The 17,684-nt window shown below is 71.3% G+C and carries 14 protein-coding genes; 12 read left to right on the top strand and 2 right to left on the bottom strand.

Going from position 1 to position 17,684, the window contains the following annotated elements:
• Positions 1-26: 26 nt before the first annotated feature.
• The 6 genes from AC27LF_RS38485 (at position 27) to AC27LF_RS38460 (ending at position 6,166) form a co-directional block, all read left to right on the top strand.
• Entirely contained in the window at positions 27-902 is an 876-nt protein-coding gene (locus tag AC27LF_RS38485; RefSeq protein ID WP_479663838.1) for a Mom family adenine methylcarbamoylation protein, read from the top strand.
• The gene (locus AC27LF_RS38480) at positions 899-2,080 is read left to right on the top strand and encodes a hypothetical protein (protein ID WP_479663837.1); all 1,182 of its coding nucleotides are present in this window, start codon (positions 899-901) and stop codon (positions 2,078-2,080) included. The genes AC27LF_RS38485 and AC27LF_RS38480 overlap by 4 nt, the downstream gene beginning before the upstream one ends.
• A gap of 252 nt (positions 2,081-2,332) precedes the next feature.
• The gene (locus AC27LF_RS38475; RefSeq protein WP_479663836.1) at positions 2,333-3,292 is read left to right on the top strand and encodes a hypothetical protein; all 960 of its coding nucleotides are present in this window, start codon (positions 2,333-2,335) and stop codon (positions 3,290-3,292) included.
• On the top strand, positions 3,289-3,549 hold the full coding sequence (locus tag AC27LF_RS38470) for a hypothetical protein (RefSeq protein WP_058928810.1): 261 nt from the start codon (positions 3,289-3,291) through the stop codon (positions 3,547-3,549). Before AC27LF_RS38475 ends, AC27LF_RS38470 begins: the two co-directional genes overlap by 4 nt.
• Positions 3,550-3,822: 273 nt before the next feature.
• Complete coding sequence (locus AC27LF_RS38465; protein ID WP_479663835.1) at positions 3,823-4,917, top strand: phosphoadenosine phosphosulfate reductase; 1,095 nt, start codon at positions 3,823-3,825, stop codon at positions 4,915-4,917.
• 1 nt (position 4,918) lies between these two features.
• Positions 4,919-6,166: a DNA cytosine methyltransferase gene (locus AC27LF_RS38460; RefSeq protein WP_479663834.1), complete on the top strand. Its 1,248-nt coding sequence runs from the start codon at positions 4,919-4,921 to the stop codon at positions 6,164-6,166.
• A 286-nt stretch (positions 6,167-6,452) separates the two neighbouring features.
• Here the strand turns inward: AC27LF_RS38460 and AC27LF_RS38455 are convergent, their stop codons facing one another.
• Together AC27LF_RS38455 and AC27LF_RS38450 are read right to left on the bottom strand one after the other, a co-directional pair.
• Positions 6,453-7,901 carry a hypothetical protein gene (locus tag AC27LF_RS38455; RefSeq protein WP_479663833.1) on the bottom strand — a complete coding sequence of 483 codons (1,449 nt, stop codon included), beginning with the start codon at positions 7,899-7,901 and terminating at the stop codon, positions 6,453-6,455.
• Positions 7,898-9,331 carry a hypothetical protein gene (locus AC27LF_RS38450; protein ID WP_479663853.1) on the bottom strand — a complete coding sequence of 478 codons (1,434 nt, stop codon included), beginning with the start codon at positions 9,329-9,331 and terminating at the stop codon, positions 7,898-7,900. The genes AC27LF_RS38455 and AC27LF_RS38450 overlap by 4 nt, the downstream gene beginning before the upstream one ends.
• Positions 9,332-10,035: 704 nt before the next feature.
• On the opposite strand from AC27LF_RS38450, the gene AC27LF_RS38445 reads away from it, so the two are divergent.
• The 6 genes from AC27LF_RS38445 to AC27LF_RS38420 are packed head-to-tail and all read left to right on the top strand — an operon-like array spanning position 10,036 to position 17,673.
• Positions 10,036-10,968, top strand: coding sequence for a conjugal transfer protein (locus tag AC27LF_RS38445; RefSeq protein ID WP_479663832.1), 933 nt, complete (start codon positions 10,036-10,038; stop codon positions 10,966-10,968).
• Positions 10,965-11,306: a hypothetical protein gene (locus AC27LF_RS38440; protein ID WP_319275155.1), complete on the top strand. Its 342-nt coding sequence runs from the start codon at positions 10,965-10,967 to the stop codon at positions 11,304-11,306. The genes AC27LF_RS38445 and AC27LF_RS38440 overlap by 4 nt, the downstream gene beginning before the upstream one ends.
• Positions 11,303-11,887, top strand: a complete 585-nt coding sequence (locus tag AC27LF_RS38435; protein WP_479663831.1) for a hypothetical protein — start codon at positions 11,303-11,305, stop codon at positions 11,885-11,887. Before AC27LF_RS38440 ends, AC27LF_RS38435 begins: the two co-directional genes overlap by 4 nt.
• Positions 11,884-14,571 carry an ATP-binding protein gene (locus AC27LF_RS38430; protein WP_479663830.1) on the top strand — a complete coding sequence of 896 codons (2,688 nt, stop codon included), beginning with the start codon at positions 11,884-11,886 and terminating at the stop codon, positions 14,569-14,571. Before AC27LF_RS38435 ends, AC27LF_RS38430 begins: the two co-directional genes overlap by 4 nt.
• Positions 14,568-14,912, top strand: coding sequence for a hypothetical protein (locus AC27LF_RS38425; protein ID WP_479663829.1), 345 nt, complete (start codon positions 14,568-14,570; stop codon positions 14,910-14,912). The genes AC27LF_RS38430 and AC27LF_RS38425 overlap by 4 nt, the downstream gene beginning before the upstream one ends.
• A gap of 1 nt (position 14,913) precedes the next feature.
• Positions 14,914-17,673, top strand: coding sequence for a hypothetical protein (locus AC27LF_RS38420; RefSeq protein ID WP_479663828.1), 2,760 nt, complete (start codon positions 14,914-14,916; stop codon positions 17,671-17,673).
• The last annotated feature ends 11 nt before the right edge of the window (positions 17,674-17,684 follow it).

Here is a 17,684-nt window from a genome sequence, read left to right as displayed (position 1 = left end):
TCACCCACCCCGAGGGGAACACCCTGATGTCTGCGTACGAGCAACCCCCGCTCGATCTCGGCGCCGTCTGCCAGAGGTGGAAGAACCGCCGGCACAGCTGGAGGCCGACCAGCGAGGGCGGGTTCAACTCCACCCGCTACCGCGTCCGCGAGATGCCGAACCATCTGGTCCACACGGCGAAGGCCTTCGTGCGCGCCCACCACTACAGCGGCTCGTGGCCTGCCGTCCGCTTCGTCTACGGCCTCATCGACACCGCCGCGTCCCAGGAGAACAGCCTGGTGGGGGTGCTCACCCTGGGCATCCCGACCCAGGTCGCCGTGCTCACTTCGGTATTCGGCCGGCTCACCCCGTACGAGGAGAGCTTGGAGCTGAACCGGCTGGTGCTGCTCGACGAGGTACCGGCGAACGCGGAGACGTGGGCGCAGGCGTGCGCCTTCCGCCTGGCGGCCGCCCGAGGCGTGCGGGGGGTCGTCGCGCACAGCGACCCCGAGCCCAGGACGCGCCTCACCGCCCACGGCCCCGAGCTGATCTTTCCCGGCCACTACGGGACGATCTACCAGGCCAAGGGGATGGACTACCTGGGCAAGACGCACCCGCGGCGCCTGACCATGCTGCCCGACGGGTCGGTCCTCCACGACTGCGCGATGTCCAAGGTCCGTAACGGCGAGCGCGGCCGCGGCGGAGTCGAGCGGCGCCTGGTCGCCCTCGGCGCCCGCCCCCGTGACGAGGGCGAGCCCGGCCGGGCGTGGCTGGAGGAGGCCCTGCAGGCCGTCGGCGCGCGGGTCGTATCCCACGGTGGCAACCACCGCTACGCGGCCTACATCGGGCCGCGCACTGAGCGCCGGCTCACCGCCACCTCCTACCCGTACCCGAAGGCCGACCAAGGGGGTGCGGCCGCATGAACGCCGTATCCCGCACTGGTGGTGAGGATGTCGAGCTGGTCGTCAACTGGGGCCTGGGCGTCGACTCGACCGCGTACCTGGTGAAGATGCTGGAGGACCCTTCCGCCCACGGAGTCGATCTGGCCCGCACCATGGTGCTGCACGAACTCACCGGGGACGAGTGGCCGGCCACCCGCGCCCACGCCTCTCAGTACGTGCTGCCGCTCCTGCGCGAGCACCGGGTCCGGCTCGTTCAAGTCGCCCGGGCCAGCCGTTCGTTGCAGATCGCGGTCATGGACGACTCCCGCCAGCCCGAGCGGATCATCGAGCGCGGGCCCTGGGCGCTGTGGGACGAGTACGAGTCCAACGGCACCGTTCCCCAGCAGGGCGGTATTCGGCTCTGCAGCTTGCATGCCAAGGGCGAGGTCGGTGACGCGCTGATCGCCCAGGAGATCGGCGACCGGCCGTTTAGGCAGGTGATGGGGTTCAACGCCGACGAGGTCAGCCGCAGCCGCCGGGACGAGGCCGCAAGCAAGAACCCGCTACGCCAGGGCGTGTATCCCTTGATCGCCTGGGGGTGGGGGCGCGAGCGGTGCGAAGCGTTCCTGTGGGAGCGGTTCGGGGTGCGGTGGGAGAAGAGTTACTGCAGCTTCTGTTGTTTCCCGGTGTCGATGGGGGCCATGGACGCGCACCTGGACCGGATGCGCACCCATCCGGACATCGCTGGACGGGTGCTGCGCCTGGAGTACACCTCGGTCAGCCTCAACCCGCAGGCGAGGCTGTTCGGCCGGCGCAGTCTGCTGGAGCAGTTCGACCCTGGCCGGGCCGCCGACCGGCCCGTGCTCGCCGCGTTCGAGGGGGAGCTCGCCTGCCCGTGGGCGCTGTACCACGTGCGGCGGATCCTGCCCGTCGCGAAGGCGGACCCGACCAGGCGCGGGCGGGCGATGCGCTCGGTGGAACGGGTCGACGTGGGCCGGGCAGCCGCTCTCGGCCGCAGGCTGCAGACCGTCTCGGAGCGGCACGGCGTCCCAGTCGAGGTCGACGAGCGCTACGGGCGGGTGCGGGCGTGGGTCCAACAGCGCGGACCGGCACTTCCGACCGTGGAAGAGCTGATGGTCACCGCCCCGTTCCAGGTCCGGGACAAGAAGGTGCCGCACTTCGAACGGGAGTGGGCCGCGCATCGCCGCAGCCGGCCGTGACGTGCTCTAGGTGCCGGCGAGATTGACAGCCACCCACCAAGAGCGTCATATTGATTACGCGAAACTAGCGGCAAAAGCGGTGGGCGGCGGAAGGCACCCTCTCACGAGGGTGTCGGCCCAGGGCGGCAACCCCGACCGAACGTCCCGCCGACCACCTTCACCAACTCGACTCGCCCGCCGGCGCGTGAGCGCCGGAGGAACAAAGAGGAGCAGGCCCTCAGTATAGGGCCGCGATCCGAACCGGAGAGTGCAATGTCCAAGGCCCTGAACCCGCAGCGTCGCGTCGTCGGCGACCGTGCCGTGGTCAACCGCGACTGGATCCGCGAGTTCACCGGCGCCAGCGTCGGCACCGCGGCCCGCTGGTACAAGGTGCGCCTCGAGCAGCCGGAGGAGCACCGTCACCCGGAGAAGGAACGCATCGACGGGACCGACTTCTACGACGAGCAGCAGTTCCGCGACTTCTACACCTGGTTCCAGCAGGAGAAGGCGAGCAAGGTCCTCAAGGCCGACCCCGAGCTGTACCAGGCCGACCCGGAGGATGTCGTCTCCATCAACACGGCCGCCAAGTGGCTGGGCTTCAACGGGGCCTCGGCCATCCGCAAGTACCTGAAGGACAACCCCGACTACTTCCCGAAGCCCCTCGCCGAGCCGGTCGAGGGCCCGACCGGCCGCATGATCCCCGGTTTCCGCGTCGGCGACCTGCAGGACTTCGACAAGAAGCGCACCGGGGACAAGCTCGGCAAGGCCGGCCGCCGTCCCGGGCCCCAGGCCGACGCGGCCGTCGGCCGGCCCTCCGCCCTCGAGGAGGCTCTCGCGGCCGAGCTGAGCGCCCACGCCGGCGGTGAGCCGCTCACAGCCACGCAGCTCGCCGAGCAGTACGCCGCCGAGGCGATCGAGCGCGACGGCTACCACCCGGGGCTGGCCGCGGAGCTCAGCGTGCAGTACGGGGGACCGCAGAGGTCCTGGGAGTACGTCGTACGCAACGCCCTCGAGCACCGGCCCGCGGCCGCGCCGGCCCGCTCGGAATCCGACCGGCGGGCGGCCGTCGCCCTGGCCGCCCTGCGCGAGCGCGGCGACATCCGTGGACTCGCCGCCTCCCTCGCCCGCGAGCACGGCGGCAGCCCCGACGTCTGGTCGCGCGCGGTGAACGCGGCACGAAGGATCGCCGACTCGACCACTGATCACCCCACACCGAAGGACGAGTCCCGATGACCAGCTACCAACTCCGCGACACCACCACCCGCCAGCTCCTCGCCCGCGACCTGGCCGACTACGCCGCGGCCGAGGCCGCCCTGGACCGCCTCGACGACGAACTGGAACATGACCTTGCGGCCAACGGCGAAGGCGCCGGCCGCATCCGGCTGCGCCTGGACGTCGAGCGGGTCACCGACGGCGTAACCAAGGCCGTCGGCCACCACGTCCTGCTGCTCGGCGTAGACGACGCACCTGACCTGCTTCCCGCTGAGTGATCGCCGCGCGCTAGAACGCGTACCGCCGACCACCGACTACCACCACAGGCAAGCGCCGCCTCGCATGGCCGCGAAACGCCTGGCTGTGGCCCCCGGTCCACCGGGGGCCACAGCTGTGAGCAGGGTTGCCGAGGCGAGCAAAAGAGCGTATAATTGATTTTACGCTTCAGGCGGCAACCTGGAGCGGTCACCACTCTCAGAAGTCTCTGTCGGCCGGGTGCGGCAACGCCCGGCCGACAGGTCACCAACTCAGCTCACCAGGAGACGTCGCACATGAGCAGCAGCCTGCAGCTCGGTCTGTTCACCGCCGAAGAGGGAACCGACCCCATGACCGCCCTCGTCCCGGACGAGGTCGACATCTACATCCTCAATCTCTCGGGCGGGAAGGACGGTCCCCGCGCCGCCGCTCTGGCTCTGGACGCTGCGCGCGCCGCCGGCGTCGAGGACCGGGTCTACACCATCCACGCCAGTCTCGGTCCGCTGGAGTGGCCTGCCGTCACGGTCGGCGGCGTCCGCTACCCCGGCAGCAGCGAACTGGCGGCCCTTCACAGCCGGGCCCTGGGTGTGCCTCCCGAGCGGCACATCGAGGTCCGGCGGGCTCGTGATCTGGAGGGCGAGCGTGTCCCGTACGACCTGTTGACCTACATCGCCGAGCGTGGTGACTGGCCGTGGAAGGGTGTGCTCCCCTGCCGCAGTGACTGGAAGACCGGCCTCATCTATGGCGCCTTCAGCTCCATGGTCCGGGCCCGCAAGAAGCAGCTTGGCCGTCCGGTGGTCTGCGCGAACGTCCTGGGGATCAGGGCGGATGAGAGCCCGGATCGCAAGAAGCGGCCTGCGTTCCGTACGACGACGGACAACACGGCCCGGGTCGTCCACGAGTGGTCCCCCGCCCACCAGGTGACCACTCAGGAGGTCAAGGACTGGACGGACGAGCAGGGTCTTCCTCACCAGTGGTGCTACGACTCCCACCCGGGCGCGGGAGATTGGAAGGGATCCAGCCGCTGCTCCTGCTCGCTGTGCGTCCTCGCCTCCCAGCGGGACCTGCTGCTCGCCGTGAAGCGCCGGCCGCGACTGGCGGAACTGTACGCCCTCGTCGAACGGGTGCGGGGCGTCCCCTTCAACCCCAACACCAGCATGGCCGAGTTGATCAAGCGGGCCGCCCGGCCGGGAGCACCCGATCCGGGGGTTGTCATCGAGGACGAAGGACCCGAGTTCGACGCCCTGGAGAACGCCGTCGAGGCCGCGCTGAAGAAGCCCGCCAAGCGGGCTCGTTACGTCCGCCCCGGCACGCCGGCGGACGCCCTGCCCGGCAGCTGCGACGGGTGCACGGCCGGGAACCCCACCGCGGCTGCGGACCAGGAGGCGTGACGTGTACACCTCTGGTCACTTGTTCAGCGGAGGCTGGGGCGACGGCCGCGGCTTCATGAACGCCGGATACGCCCCGCGCTTCGGCGCCAACCACAACCCGGCCGCCGTCGCCACCGCGCGCGCCAACGTCCCGGGCCTGTACGTGCGCGAGGCCGCGATCCAGACGATCGACATGCGCACCCTTCCCTACGCGGACGTCTTGGTCGGCTCGCCGATCTGCCGGGAAGCCACCCCTGCAGGCGGCAACTCCAAGGCCCGCGTCCAGGAAGAGTTCGATGTCGGCGAGGGCAAGGTGGCCAAGCCGAGCCGGTGGGAGCAGACCCGGATGACGGCGTGGGAGCCGATCCGCTACGCCGACGTCCACGGACCGCTGGCCTACGTCGGTGAGAACGTGCCGGGTTTCTTCACCAACAATCCGAGGATGTTCGACGCCTGGTTGCGCGTGTGGGACGCCCTCGGGCCCCACGGCTACCACCCGACGATCGCCTGCGTGAACTCCGCGCACATCGGCGTCGACACGCCGGACGGGGTCCTCGGCCCGGTCCCGCAGTACCGCGACCGGCTCGTGTGGGTGATGGTCCGCAAAGACCTCGGCGTGGTGCCAGACCTTCGGCCCAGGCCGGATGCGCTTTGCCCGTCGTGCGGCCTGGTCAAGGGCATTCAGCATTGGCCCGGTGTCAAACGCGGCCGCCGCATCGGCGGGTACCTGCGCCGCAAGCCCGTATCCGGGCGCCCCTCCGCGGCGAAGCAGTCGTACTACTACGTGTGCCCGACACCGCGCTGCCATGTGCGCGTGGAGCCGGTCATGCGCGGCATCGGCGAGGTCCTCGACATGGACGTGCGGGGCCACCGGTTCGGCGACGGTCGACAGGACCGCAAGGAGTTCGAGGCGTACTCGGCCGCGGCCCGCGCCCAGGTCGAGGAAGGACACAGGAAATTCGGCGGCAAGCCGTTCATCGTCACCCGCCGCAACCACGGTCGGCCAACCCCGCTCAACGAGCCGATCGGAACCGTCACCGCGCAGGGCGGCGCCCACCACTATCTCGCGCGCCCCGCCGCGAACTTGGACATCGACGAGTGCGAGTACCGGCCCCTGACCGTCGTGGAGAACGCCCGTGCCCAAGGCTTCCCCGCACACCACGTCTTCGCCGGCAGCGAGGGCGACCAGAAGCTCCAGGTCGGCGACGCCGTGCCGGTCACCGTCGCCACCTGGGCGGCACAGGAGACACTGAAGGTCCTGCCGTCGTGACGGCAGGTCGGCGGAAGTGAGCCGGCCGTTCAGGCAGGCACGAGAGAGCGCGGAGCCCCAGGCGAGTCCTGGGGCTCCGGTCTGTGTGCCGGCCAGTCCGTGTGCCGTACGGAGCGGCAACGGTCAACGTACGGACCGCCAGCGGCAACGGGCTCGTTGCGCAAGTCGGTGGAGCAGACGCCGGAGGTCCGCCCACACCGCCCGTCCTTCGAATCCGATCAGCATCCGTGCTCCCCTTGGCTGAGCTGCTGGTGTCGGCGCCGTACCGCCTTGGTCCCTGGCCCGCTCATACGCGTCGGGCGAGCGGGGCGAACAGTCCGTCGCCGGGCCAAAGGTCTTGTTCGGCCACGAGGCCGGCGAGGAACACATCGACCTCGGCCAGCACGGCGGACCGCTCGGCGGCCCCGTAGACGATGAACTCGTCGGCTGCGGCGTCGAAGGCGCGCACCTGGCTGTCCGGACCGATGCAGACGAGGGCTCGCGCGATCTCGGGCAGGCCGAGGCTGAGGGCATCGCAGTCCCCGGATCGGACGAGCTGCAGCAGGTCGATGGTGACGCGCTCCCAGTCGCCGACGGTCGGCCAGTCGGCGCCGCCGTTCAGTTCGTGGGTGAGGGTGGCGAGCGGAATGATCTCGCCCGGCTGGCGCCCCTGGGTGAGAAGGTCGTGGATGCGGGCGCCGTCGGGCTGGAGGACCTGCGGGTGGAGCAGGGTGTCGGCCGCCACCACTGTGGTGTTGATCTCCTGGGTGCCGGGGCCGGGGTAGTACGGCTCGTGCGCGAAGAGCAGATAGACGCCGGTGGTGCGGACAGCCGGAGTGGGTTCGGGCTGGGTCATGACGAGGGTTCCCTTCAGCGGTGATGTTCCAGGCGTGTGCTGAGGCGTCGCGTGAGTTGGCGGCCGGACGCCGGGCGGGTAGGGGCCCAAGGGCCGCTCAGGTTCGCGGGTCTGGTCCGTGCCAGCTGTGCCGTCCTGGGCGGTGGTGCGCTTCAGGAGCTGGGCAACCTGGTCGGCGAGTTGGAGCATCAGCCGTTCGCGGGCGATGAGGCCGGCTGCCGAACGGGGGTCCCGGGTCTGGAGCAGGTCCGCGGCGTCCCACATCAGGTGTTGGCCGATCTCGGCCGAGCGGCGCAGCTCGTAGCGGTCGCTGCCGGCGGCGGCCCGGACGAGCGAGGTGTGCAGGGCGGCGAGGCGCTGCATGTAGCGGACGGCGTCTTCGCCTTCGACGCTGCGCACGTGTTCGCGGGCCCGAGCGTCGAGTCGGCCGGTGAGGTGCTCGGCGAGTATCGGAGCGAGCAGCATCGCCGGGAGGGCGACGTCGATGGGGACGCCGTAGCCGATAGCGAAAAGGCCGGCGATCAGGCTGAGGAGGGCGACCGCGGCGGCGGAGAGCCGCAGGGATCCGGGAACGGGGTCCAGGGTGATGCGCTGGGCGGGCCGCCTGGTCAGCCAGCGCAGGGCCAGCCGCTGGGTACGGGTGGCGGCCGGGGTGAGCACCCCGATCTGGTGCGGAGTCTCGGGCGGGAGGCCGTCACTGGGGACGGTCCACGCGATCCAGCCCCAGGGGGTGCGTTCGTGGACGAGCACGAGCTCGCACGCGGCCGTGCAGGTGCTGTCGCGGACGTGGCCGGTCCGCAGGGCGCGGGAGTGCTCCTTCTCCCACTGCCCCGGATCGCCGGTGAAGGGACGCGCGTGGTGCGCCGCGGTCGGCGGCCGGGTGTGGAGCGTGTCGGTCACGGGCTGCTTCCTTCCGGTTGGTCGGTCAAAGCGGAGGCGCACGTGGTGCAGCGGCCGTCACCGTCGGGGTGGGCTCGCCGGGGAGTGGGGCCCGGGCAGGTGCGGCACGGCGGCCAGCCGAGGCAGGCCGGGCAGAGGTCCTCGCCGGGGGCCGTGCCGGGAACGCCGCAGCCGGCGCATTCCACGAGGGCCCGATAGGTGAGGGCCTCGCTCACCGAACGCGCGGCGGCAGAGCTGGTCGACTGCGGCGGCGGGACGTCCCAGGCGGGTCTGTCGTGGCGGTCGGCCGCGATGGCGGGCGGCGGGTAGGCCTGGGCAGCGCGCAGGCGGGCGGCAATGATCGCGCCGACCGTGGTCCGCACCGGATTCGGCAGGGGCCGGGCAGCGATGACGTGCCGCAGCTGCTCGCGGCTCCAGCCGGACTCCAGCATCACCGTCACGACGCGGCCTTGATCGGTCAGCGCCTGCCCAGTCAGCAGCAGCTCGGGGCGAGCCGCCCCGAGTTCGAGCAGCAGCAGGATCCCCGGGTGCATCTCATCCGCCACGGGCGCGGCTGGCGGAGAAGTCGGCATGTCCGGCTGGCCCGTCCGTCCAGGTGTTCGCGATGGTTCGCCGCCGCACGGACGGAGGGGTCTGGTGTTCTGCTTGTTGGTCTTCTTTCTCTTGGTGTTCTTAGTGCCGGGATCAGCCAACGTAGGCTCAGCCAATCTTGGAAAACCCGACTCTGGTTGCGACCTGGGGTTTTGCAGGCCGGGCAGGTCGGTGATGAAGTACAGCGCCTGGCCGAGCGTGCCGTCGGGGTTCCGCTCGCGGGTGCGGTAGAGGAATCCGTGCCGCTCCAGCTGGTGAAGCCCGGTGGCGACCGCGTCGACGCCTTCGCGACCGCGGCGCACCAGTTCGGCCACCGTGACCTGCCAGCCGTCCCGGTGCGTGCTGACGTACCCGAAGATCCCCTTCGCTTTGAAGGACAGCTTCGAGTCGCGGAAGAGGCCGTTGGCGATCTGGGTGAACTGGTCGGCCGCCATCACCCCCCGCCGGATCCCCGCTCCGAAGCCGACGTCGTGTTCGTCTTCGATCGCGAGGGTGGACGTGGCTTCCAGCAGGGCGACGTCGAGGGTGGCAGGGCGGTCGGTGATCGAGTAGACGACCTCGCCGAGCGTTCCGTTCGGGCGCCGCAGGCGTTCGCGGATGAGGTAGCCATACCGTTCCAGTTCCTTCAGGCCGGCGCGGACCGCCTCCCGCCCGTCGGGCCCGACGGCAACGAGGTGGGCGAGGGTGACCTGCCAGCCGTCCTGGTGCGTGCTGACGTACCCGAAGATGCCCTTCGCTTTGTAGGAAAGCCAGCTGTCGCGGAACAGCCCGTTGGCGATCTGGGTGAACTGGTCGGCCGCCATCACGCCCCGCCGGACGCCTGCCCCGAAGCGGCTCACCGCCGTGCCCCTGATGCGGGCCACGCGTGGTGGCCAAGGCAGCGCACCGGGCCCGCCGAGGTGGGGCGGTCGGCTGACCCGGGTGCGCGGGCGTGCGTGTGTTCCATGTCGTCAGCTCACCCGCCGACCCCGACCAGGCTGACGGCCACGAGCCCCGACCATCGATCACGATCCGGCAACGGAGCCGTCTAGCTGCCGTGGTCGGGCTCATGGTCGGGCCGACCACGCACGTTCAACCCGGGCGCTCAGCAATTGCGCAGCCGACTGCGCAGCCGCAGACGGGCGTTGCGCAATCGGGCTGCGCAACCGGTCGAGGATCCTGCGCAATCGAGTTGTGCTGGGGCCACTGCGCAAGCCGGCCGGACTTCCTGATCTTCTCTTGCGCAGGTCCGTCTGGCGCACTGCGCAGGTGTCTGTCGCGGCCCGGCTGGCGCCCGTCTGGGCATCGGGGTCCGGGCCCTGCAGCCGGGCGGCAGGTGATCGCGCAGCGGTCGCCGGTCCGGGGAACCGCGCCGGGCGCGATGGCCTGGCGCCAGATCGTGGCAGACCCATGGTCGGGGTCATGGTCGGGCCGACCATGACCCCGACCATGGACTTCGTGTCCCCATCGTGACCATGGTCGGGGGTTCATGGTCGGTGGTCGGGTCGGGGTCGCCGGGTTTTCTCGAGGTCAGCAACATCCGTTCTGACCTGGGAGTTTGACCATGTCCCCTGGCAAGCAGGCCTCACAGAGCGAGGCCGCTGCTCCGATGGCGGCCGGCGCCCGGCTGGAGGCGATGCGCCGACGCGTACGCCTCTCACGCGTGGCGGTCTGGACCGTCATCGCGGCGGGCCCCATCGCCCTGTGCGTCGCCGTCGCCTCCACCCCGACCAGGGTCGCGGCGGCCCCCTCGGCCAAGCCCACCGCAGTGCGCACCGCGACGGCCGCCACCGACCCGGGCGGCTATGCGCAGGTGTTCATCGGCGCGTGGCTGCGCAGCGACGCGGACGACGAGACGAGTGCGCAGGCACGGCTTGCGCAGTCGATGGCGCCGGACGTCGAGCTGCCCGACCCGGCCGCCGATGCGCATTCGGCGCCTCAGTTGGTGACGGCGGTGCGCAGTGCGCAGCGCGGCACCGGCGCGTGGTCGGTGACGGTGGCTGCGCAATACGGCAACGGATCAGTGCGCTACTACGCCGTGCCGGTGGCCTCCGACAGCACGGGCTCCTCGTTCACGGTGACCGGTGCGCCCGGCGTGGTGGCCGGCCCGGCCCCGGCCGTGGTTCCGAAGTCGTCGTACGCCGTGACCGTCCCGGAGGGTGATCTGTCGTCCGCGGTCGGGGAGTTCCTCGCCGCCTATCTGACGGGTGCCGGGGAGGTCGACCGCTACCTGGCGCCCGGCGTGAAGCTCACCGCTGTCTCCCCCGCCCCCTACACGGCTGTTGCAGTCCAGCAGGTTTCCGCCGTCGACGAGGCCGCGGCCGCCGAGCAGGTACCGGCGGACGGCACGAGGGTGCGGGTCCTCGCCTCGGTGGAAGCCCGCGACGCGACCGGCCGGTGGCCGCTGGCGTACGAGCTCACGCTCAAGGCCCGCTCGGGCCGGTGGGAAGTCGCCGCGCTGGAGTCCGGGACTACTCAGGACGGGGGTGCCCGATGAACACCGTGCACAGCCTGATGCTCGCCGGGCAGCTGGACGACCTCGGCAACTCCTGGATCAACATGTTCAAGGAGTGGGCGACGAAGGGGCTCCAGGCCGGTCTGATCTGTCTCGTCGTCGTCATCATGATCCAGAAGTTCAGCCTCAAAGCGGGGATCGGTGCCCTGCTCCTGATGGTGATCGCGCTCGGTCTGTACAACTCGCGCAACGAGCTGGCGAACATGTTCACCGACGAGGTGAAGAACCCGTCCAAGGGCGCACCCGCCGTCTCCAGCGTCGTCCGGTCCGAACTCCCGGCCCCTCGTGATCACTCGCCGGGCGTCGGAGGCTGGCTGTGAGCGCGACAGCCGCGGCACGGGTGGGCCGCTTCTACACCTCCGCCCGCCGCCATCCCTGGGTGCTGGGCAAGGTCGCCGACTGGAAGATCCCGCTCGGCCCATACACGCCCGCGCAGATCGCGGTCGCTGTCGGCGGCGGCTTCCTCCTGATCAAGACCATCGGCTGGTGGTCGTGGATGGGGCCTGTCCCCATCGTCGCGTGGGTCTTGGTCATCTGGTTGGTGCGCCGACCGAAGATCCGGGGCCGGGCTCCGATGCAGGCCGCTTTGGGCTGGGTGCTGCTTCTCTGGCAGCCCCGTGGAGGGCGGATCGGCGGGCGGGCCGCCCGCGACCGCGCGCCCCACCCGCTGCTCGGCGGCTTCACCATCGAGGACACGCCCGCGCCCGGCCCCGCGGCGCAGCCCGCGCCATCTCCTGCAGTTGCGCGGCGTCGGGCCCAGGCGCCGCACCCGGGCCCGGCCGCAGAGCGCTCGTCCGCATCCCAGCCAACACAGACGGCTGCTCCCGCGGTGCCGTCGGGGCCGGTGTCGGGTGTGCAGCAGCTGCTCGCGCTCGCCCAGCAGAGCGGGGGTGCGCGGTGAGGGTTCCGATCCGTCACATCGCCGGGCACCTGGTGTGGTCGACGCAGGGCAGCGTGTGGGCCGTCTACCGCCTTCACCCGGGCCCGGACGCGCAGGGACGCCGCGAGGAGACCGTCCAGGGCACCTACGTGCCCGCCGCCGTCCGCGACGAACAGCTGGCAAAAATCACCCACTTGGTGCGCTCGCTGTCCGGGGCCCCGCGCCTGTACGGCATGTGCGCCCAGGTCGACCCCGGCGAGGTCGCCTTGCGGATGATCGAGGGCATCGAGCCGGCCGAGCAGGCGCCCGGCGGGGGCCGGCACCCGTGGGTGGAGAACGTCGAGGCCACCCTCGATCTCCTTGACGACCAGGAGATGCACCGCCGCACCCTGTGGCTGGCCGTGCCCCTGCAGACCGAGACAGCCGGCCTGCAGGTGTCGGCGTCGCTCGGCGCGGCGTGGGCCGAGGTCGCTCCGATGCTGGGCATGCGCCCGTCGCCGGTGGCCCGGCGCGAGGTGAGCGCATACCGCGAGCAGGCCTCGCGGGTTGAGGCCGCGCTCGCCGGCGGCATCGCCTTCCGCCCGGCCCGCCCGGCGGAGATCGTGTGGATGATCCAGCACGCCCTGCACCGCGGGCTCGCGGAGCCGCTGCTGGCGGAGGCCGAGACCAGCGAGCTGTACGGCGGACAGATCCGTGCCGGGGTGCTGCGCTCCCCCAGTTATGCCGACCTCGGCCAGGTGCGCCTGCAGGAAGGTGGCATCGACCCCGAACTCGACGACGTCGACGAGCTCAAGAGCGCGGGCGGGATCACCCGGTCGGGCCGCAAGGCCTGGTGGCGAGTGAACACCGGCTCACCGCTGGGGCGGCGCTGGCTGCAGGTCGAGTCCGACACCGGGGTGGGCTACCAGGCGCAGTTGGCGCTGGCCGAGTGCCCGCCCGCGGTCAGCCAGGACGCAGCCGATCTGTTCGCCCAGCTGGAAACTCTCGACTTTCCTGTCGACTACGCCGTCGACCTGACGCTCGTGCCCGCAGAGAAGGCCCGCGACCAGGTGCGGCGCAAGAAGAACGAACTCATCGACCAGGCCGACCAGTACGACGCACGCCCGACCGGCATGCCCGCCTCCCTCACCGAGGCCGCCCGCGACCTCGGCGAGCTCGATGCCCGCCTGTCCCGCACGTCCGTCGAGGTCGAGGTGCAGTCGGTGACCGTGCTGACGGTGTGGGGGCCGACCGCCGCAGTCTGCGACGCCCGGGCCCGGGCCCTTGCCGCGCTGCTCGGCGGCGCCGACTACCGCGCGGTGCGCCCTGCCGGCCTGCAGGAGGCTCTGTTCACCCTGGGGCTGCCCGGCACCGTACGGCCCGGTGTCGTACGGGAGTTCACACAGCACCAGGTCTCCGAAGACTGGGCGCTGGGCGGGGCCTTCACCGCTGCGGAGGTCGGCGACCCCAACGGGATGTTCCTCGGGATCGACCTGGACTGCGGAACCACCCGCCCCGTGATGATCAACGTGGCGGATGCGCCCAAGGTCGATGCGTCCGCCTCCATGGGCATCGTCGGGGACCTGGGTGCGGGCAAGAGCGTCTTGCAGAAGCTGATCGCGGAGGCGGTGTGGGCGCGCGGCGGGTGCGCGATCTGCATCGACCGCACCCCGGTCCGCGAGTGGGCCACCTTCGCCCGCACCGCGGCCAAGGGCCGCGTCCAGATCATCGACGCCGCGCAGGCCGAGGTGTCCATCGACCCCCTGCGGATGTTCGACGGCCCGGAGGGACGGCACTACGCCCTGTCCTACCTCACCCTGCAGCTCGGCATCGGACCGATGAGCACCAACGGCGAGGTCCTCCACCACGCCGTCGAGCAGGCCGCCGCGAGTCCCGAGCCGTCCATGCACCGCGTGCTTGAGGTCCTCGAGGAGATGGCCACGCGCGAGGTCGGCAAGCGGAAGGACGCGGCCTCGACCCTCGCCGGCCTCATCCGCGTCGTCGCCACCAACTCCCTGGCCCGGATGGTCTTCGACCCGACGCTGCCGCCGGTACGGCTGGACGCCTCCAGCACCTCCGACATGATCGTGATCACCACGACCGGGCTGAAGCTGCCGCCGAAGGCCGCGTTCGACAAGCCCGAAGTGCTGCACCAGCAGCCGCTGGAGGCGCTGATCGGCCGCGCGGTGCTCTACCTGATCGCCGCGATCGCCCGGCAGACCGCGTTCGAGGACCCCGAGCGGTTCACCGCTGTCGTCCTGGACGAGCTGTACTGGCTCACCTCCTCCGCTGAAGGCACGGCCCTGGTCCACGAGATCCTCCACGACGGCCGCAAGCACGGCGCCGGCCTGCTCGGCGCATCCCATGACGCCGAGGAGCTCGGCCCCGACCGAGGCCTGATGGCCTACCGCGCGCTCGCCCGCACCGCTGACCGCGAACGTGCCCGCCGCGGCCTGGAATTCGTCGGGCTCGATCCGAACGACGGCGAGCTTTTGCGGCTGGTGACCACCGGCCTGTCCCCCGTCGGTCAGAAGGGCCGGGAGGGCGAGTTCCTGCTGACCTGCCCACGGCAGAACACCGGCCGCATCAAGGTCTCCATCCCCCGTATCCCGCGCATCACCACCTCCATCACCACCACGCCCGGACGCCGCACGAGCGCTGCCCCGCCGTCCGCATCTGGTGCCGGTGAGGCCGTGGATGCCCGTCCGAAGGAGCACGTCCGATGACCACTTCTTCCTGGGACCGCTCCCGGCGCGTCGCCGCGGCCGCAAGCGTCCTCACCGTTCTCGTCGTCGTCGCCGGCGCGGTCATCCTCGCCCTTGGGGTGGGCGTCCCGGACGCGTGGTGGCCGCAGACGGGACAGGCCTTCGCCGCCGATACCCGCACCGCGCACCACGATCCCTGCGCTTTGATCGTCGGCCCTGCCAAGGCGTACTGCGAGCGGGGCGCCGCCACCGCTGAGCAGCGCGACGTGGCCGGTGCAGCCTGGCGGCTGGTGCCCGCCGGTGCGGGTGCGGCTGCCCTGGTGGTGTGGCGGCTGCGGGCCGCTGGGCAAAGGCGGCGCTGAAGTGTTCCGTCCAGACCGCGCGACCCTGCGTTCGGCCGGCTTCGTCGTGCTGCTTACCGGCGTGTTCCTCATGGTGAACAGCCAGGTCGTGTACGCGGCCAGCAGCAACAGCGAGACCGGAGACCTGCTCGCCCCGCTGAACATCACCTCCTCTGAAGGGGTGCCGATCGACGGGTACGACCTGAACGCTTCAGGCGGCTCCATCGTGGCGTTCAAGACGCAGGCCCTGGCCTTCGCTCTCTCGGGCCTGTTCACCCTGATCCGGCTGCTGGTCGGTTTGGCCGGGTGGGCGATCGAGGTGGCCTTTCGTTTCCCGCTGCTGAAGATCCTCGCCCGGCCGGCGCAGAAGGTCGCCGACACCTACGACCACGTGGTGGTCGACTCCCTGGGGTTGAAGGGTCTGCTGCTGGCCTGGGCGTTTGTCTTCGCCGGGTTCATGATCGTGCGCGGGCGGGTCGGTCGTGGTCTGGGCGAAATCTTCCTCACCTTGCTCATCGGCGCGATCGCCGCGTCGGCACTCATCCGCCCCGACACCCTGCTCGGCACGGATGGGCCTTTGGGGCAGTCCCAGCAGGTGGCCGCCGAGGTGGCCCAGCAGAGCGTCAACTCCTACGACTGGGGCGGCAAACTCGCCAGCTACGACCCGTGCGCCGGCATGGCCGGCAACGCCGAGCTCAAGTGTGAGGAGCGCGAAGGCGAAGGACCGGTCTCCTCAACCGAGGTGGCCCGCCCCCTCCAGGACTCGATCACGAACGCCCTGATCGTCAAGCCGTACATGCTCCTTCAGTACGGGCGCATCCTCGACCCCGCCAAGGACTCCGACCGCAAGGCTTACGCCGTCCACCTGAAGTGGATCACCGGCGGTTACATGCCCCGCTCAGGCCCCTCGGACAAAGCGAAGGACGCCTGCAGCAAGATCATCGGTCCAGCCAAGAAGTACTGCGAGCGCGACGTCGACGGCGGCACGCCGAGCGGCAGCAACGATCTCCCGGAATTCACACCCGGAGGCGAACTCCTCGACGCCTCCAACGCGATCGTCACCGACGAGGACCAGGCGTTCGCCGCGTTCCTCGCCGACATGAAGAAGGCCGGCCCGGTCGGCAAGTCGTGCGCCGCCTACGCCGAGAAGCCCACCTGGTGGCGGCTCGGTGGAGCCTTCCTGCTCCTGATCGCCGCCCTGTTCATCTGCGGCATGCTGCTTTCCAGCGCCATCGTGCTGCTCGGCACCCAGGGCATCTGCGCGGCCGCGGCGGCCGCCGGCGGTGTCACCTTTATCGCCGCCATGCTGCCGGGACCCCCGCGGCAGAGCGTGTGGAAGTGGCTGTCCCTGTGGGGGATCGCGGTCCTGGCCGTGGTCGGGATCTGCGCGTTCATTCCCTTCTTCGGGATCGCGATCGACGCGACCATCACCAACGGCCCCGACCTGATGGTCGAGCGGATCCTCCTCATCGACGTCCTCGCCATCGCCGGCGCGGCAGGACACCGCAGATTGCTGACCGGCATCACCTCCTTCGGCCGGCGCATGGCCATGCGGATGCGCTACGCCAAGGTCGGCGGCACCCACATGCCCGGCGACACCTCCGAACTCGGCGCCGCCCTCGCCATGAACTCCCCCGCCGCGATGGGCGGATACGGCGGCGGGCTGCGCGCCTTCGTAGGCGGTGGGGGCGGCCGGTTCGGGATGCTCGGCACCCGTCAAAGGCTGATGGGCGCGCTCGCCTCGTTGTTCGACGGCGCGGGCATGCCGGTGGACACGGGCGGAATCCTCGCCGATGCCACGGCCGAAGCCGGACGGGGTCTGGCCCCGCTCACCGCGGCGGCCGCCGTGGGCGGGCTGGGCGCACGGCTCGGCGCCAAGGGCGCGCACTGGCTGCTCATCGGGCGTCGGCCGGACAAGGAGCAGTTGGCCAAGTGGCGCAAGCCCACCGCCGAGGGCGACCCGGGCGCGGGCGGCCCGTCGGACGGCGGCGGCGACGGCGGTTCAGGCGGCACGGGGCCGCGGAGGCCCTCGGGCCCGCCCGACCGCTACCGCAATGAGCAGGGCCAGGTCGTCGACCGGAACTCCGGCCAGGTGCTGCACGACCAGAACGCCGACCGCACCCTGTTGTCGACGCGGGCGCACAACCGGCTGGTCCGCTTCCGTGGCTACCGCATCCTGCACCGCGGGGGCCGTGCTGCGTACGGGGCGACGGTTGGCCTGCCGGCCAACGTCCGCCGGGCCCGGACGGGCGGCTCGCGCTACTCCGAAGACGCCCGCCAGCAGGTGCGGGTGTGGGGCAACACGGTTCGCGAGGACGGCCGCGCGTGGGCTGACACGGGCCGTCACGTGTCCCGGGTCGTGCGGGATCACACGGACGACAGAGGGGGGACGGGTCCCTTCGTCAGCCGCCGCCTGCCGACCCGTCCATCACCGGCACCGGCACCGGTCACGCGTCCGGCCGGCTCCGGTTCCCCGGGCCGTGCACGACCGGCCTCACCGCGGCCCGCGGCGCCTGCTGCCGGGGCCAGCACCCAGCCGACACCGTCGCCGACCGCCCCGCCGACGTCCCCGACCCGGCTCGGAGGCGGTGCGCCCCAGCGTCCGGCACGCCCGGCGCCGGACCGGTCCGGGCCGGTCTTCCCCGGAGGAGGCGGCGCGCGCAGCAGCACCCGTGACGAGGCCCGCGCCCGCTTCCAGGAGCTGATGCGGCGTACCGCGGCCGACGCCGAGCGTCGGCGCCAGGAGCAGGCCCGGCAGCCGGAGGACGGTGAGGACGGGTGAGGCCGTCCCGG

The sequence above is a fragment of the Streptomyces diversicolor genome, assembly GCF_057537855.1.
The sequence above is the reverse complement of the archived record's forward strand: the minus strand, read 5'-3'. Positions and strand labels throughout refer to the sequence as shown.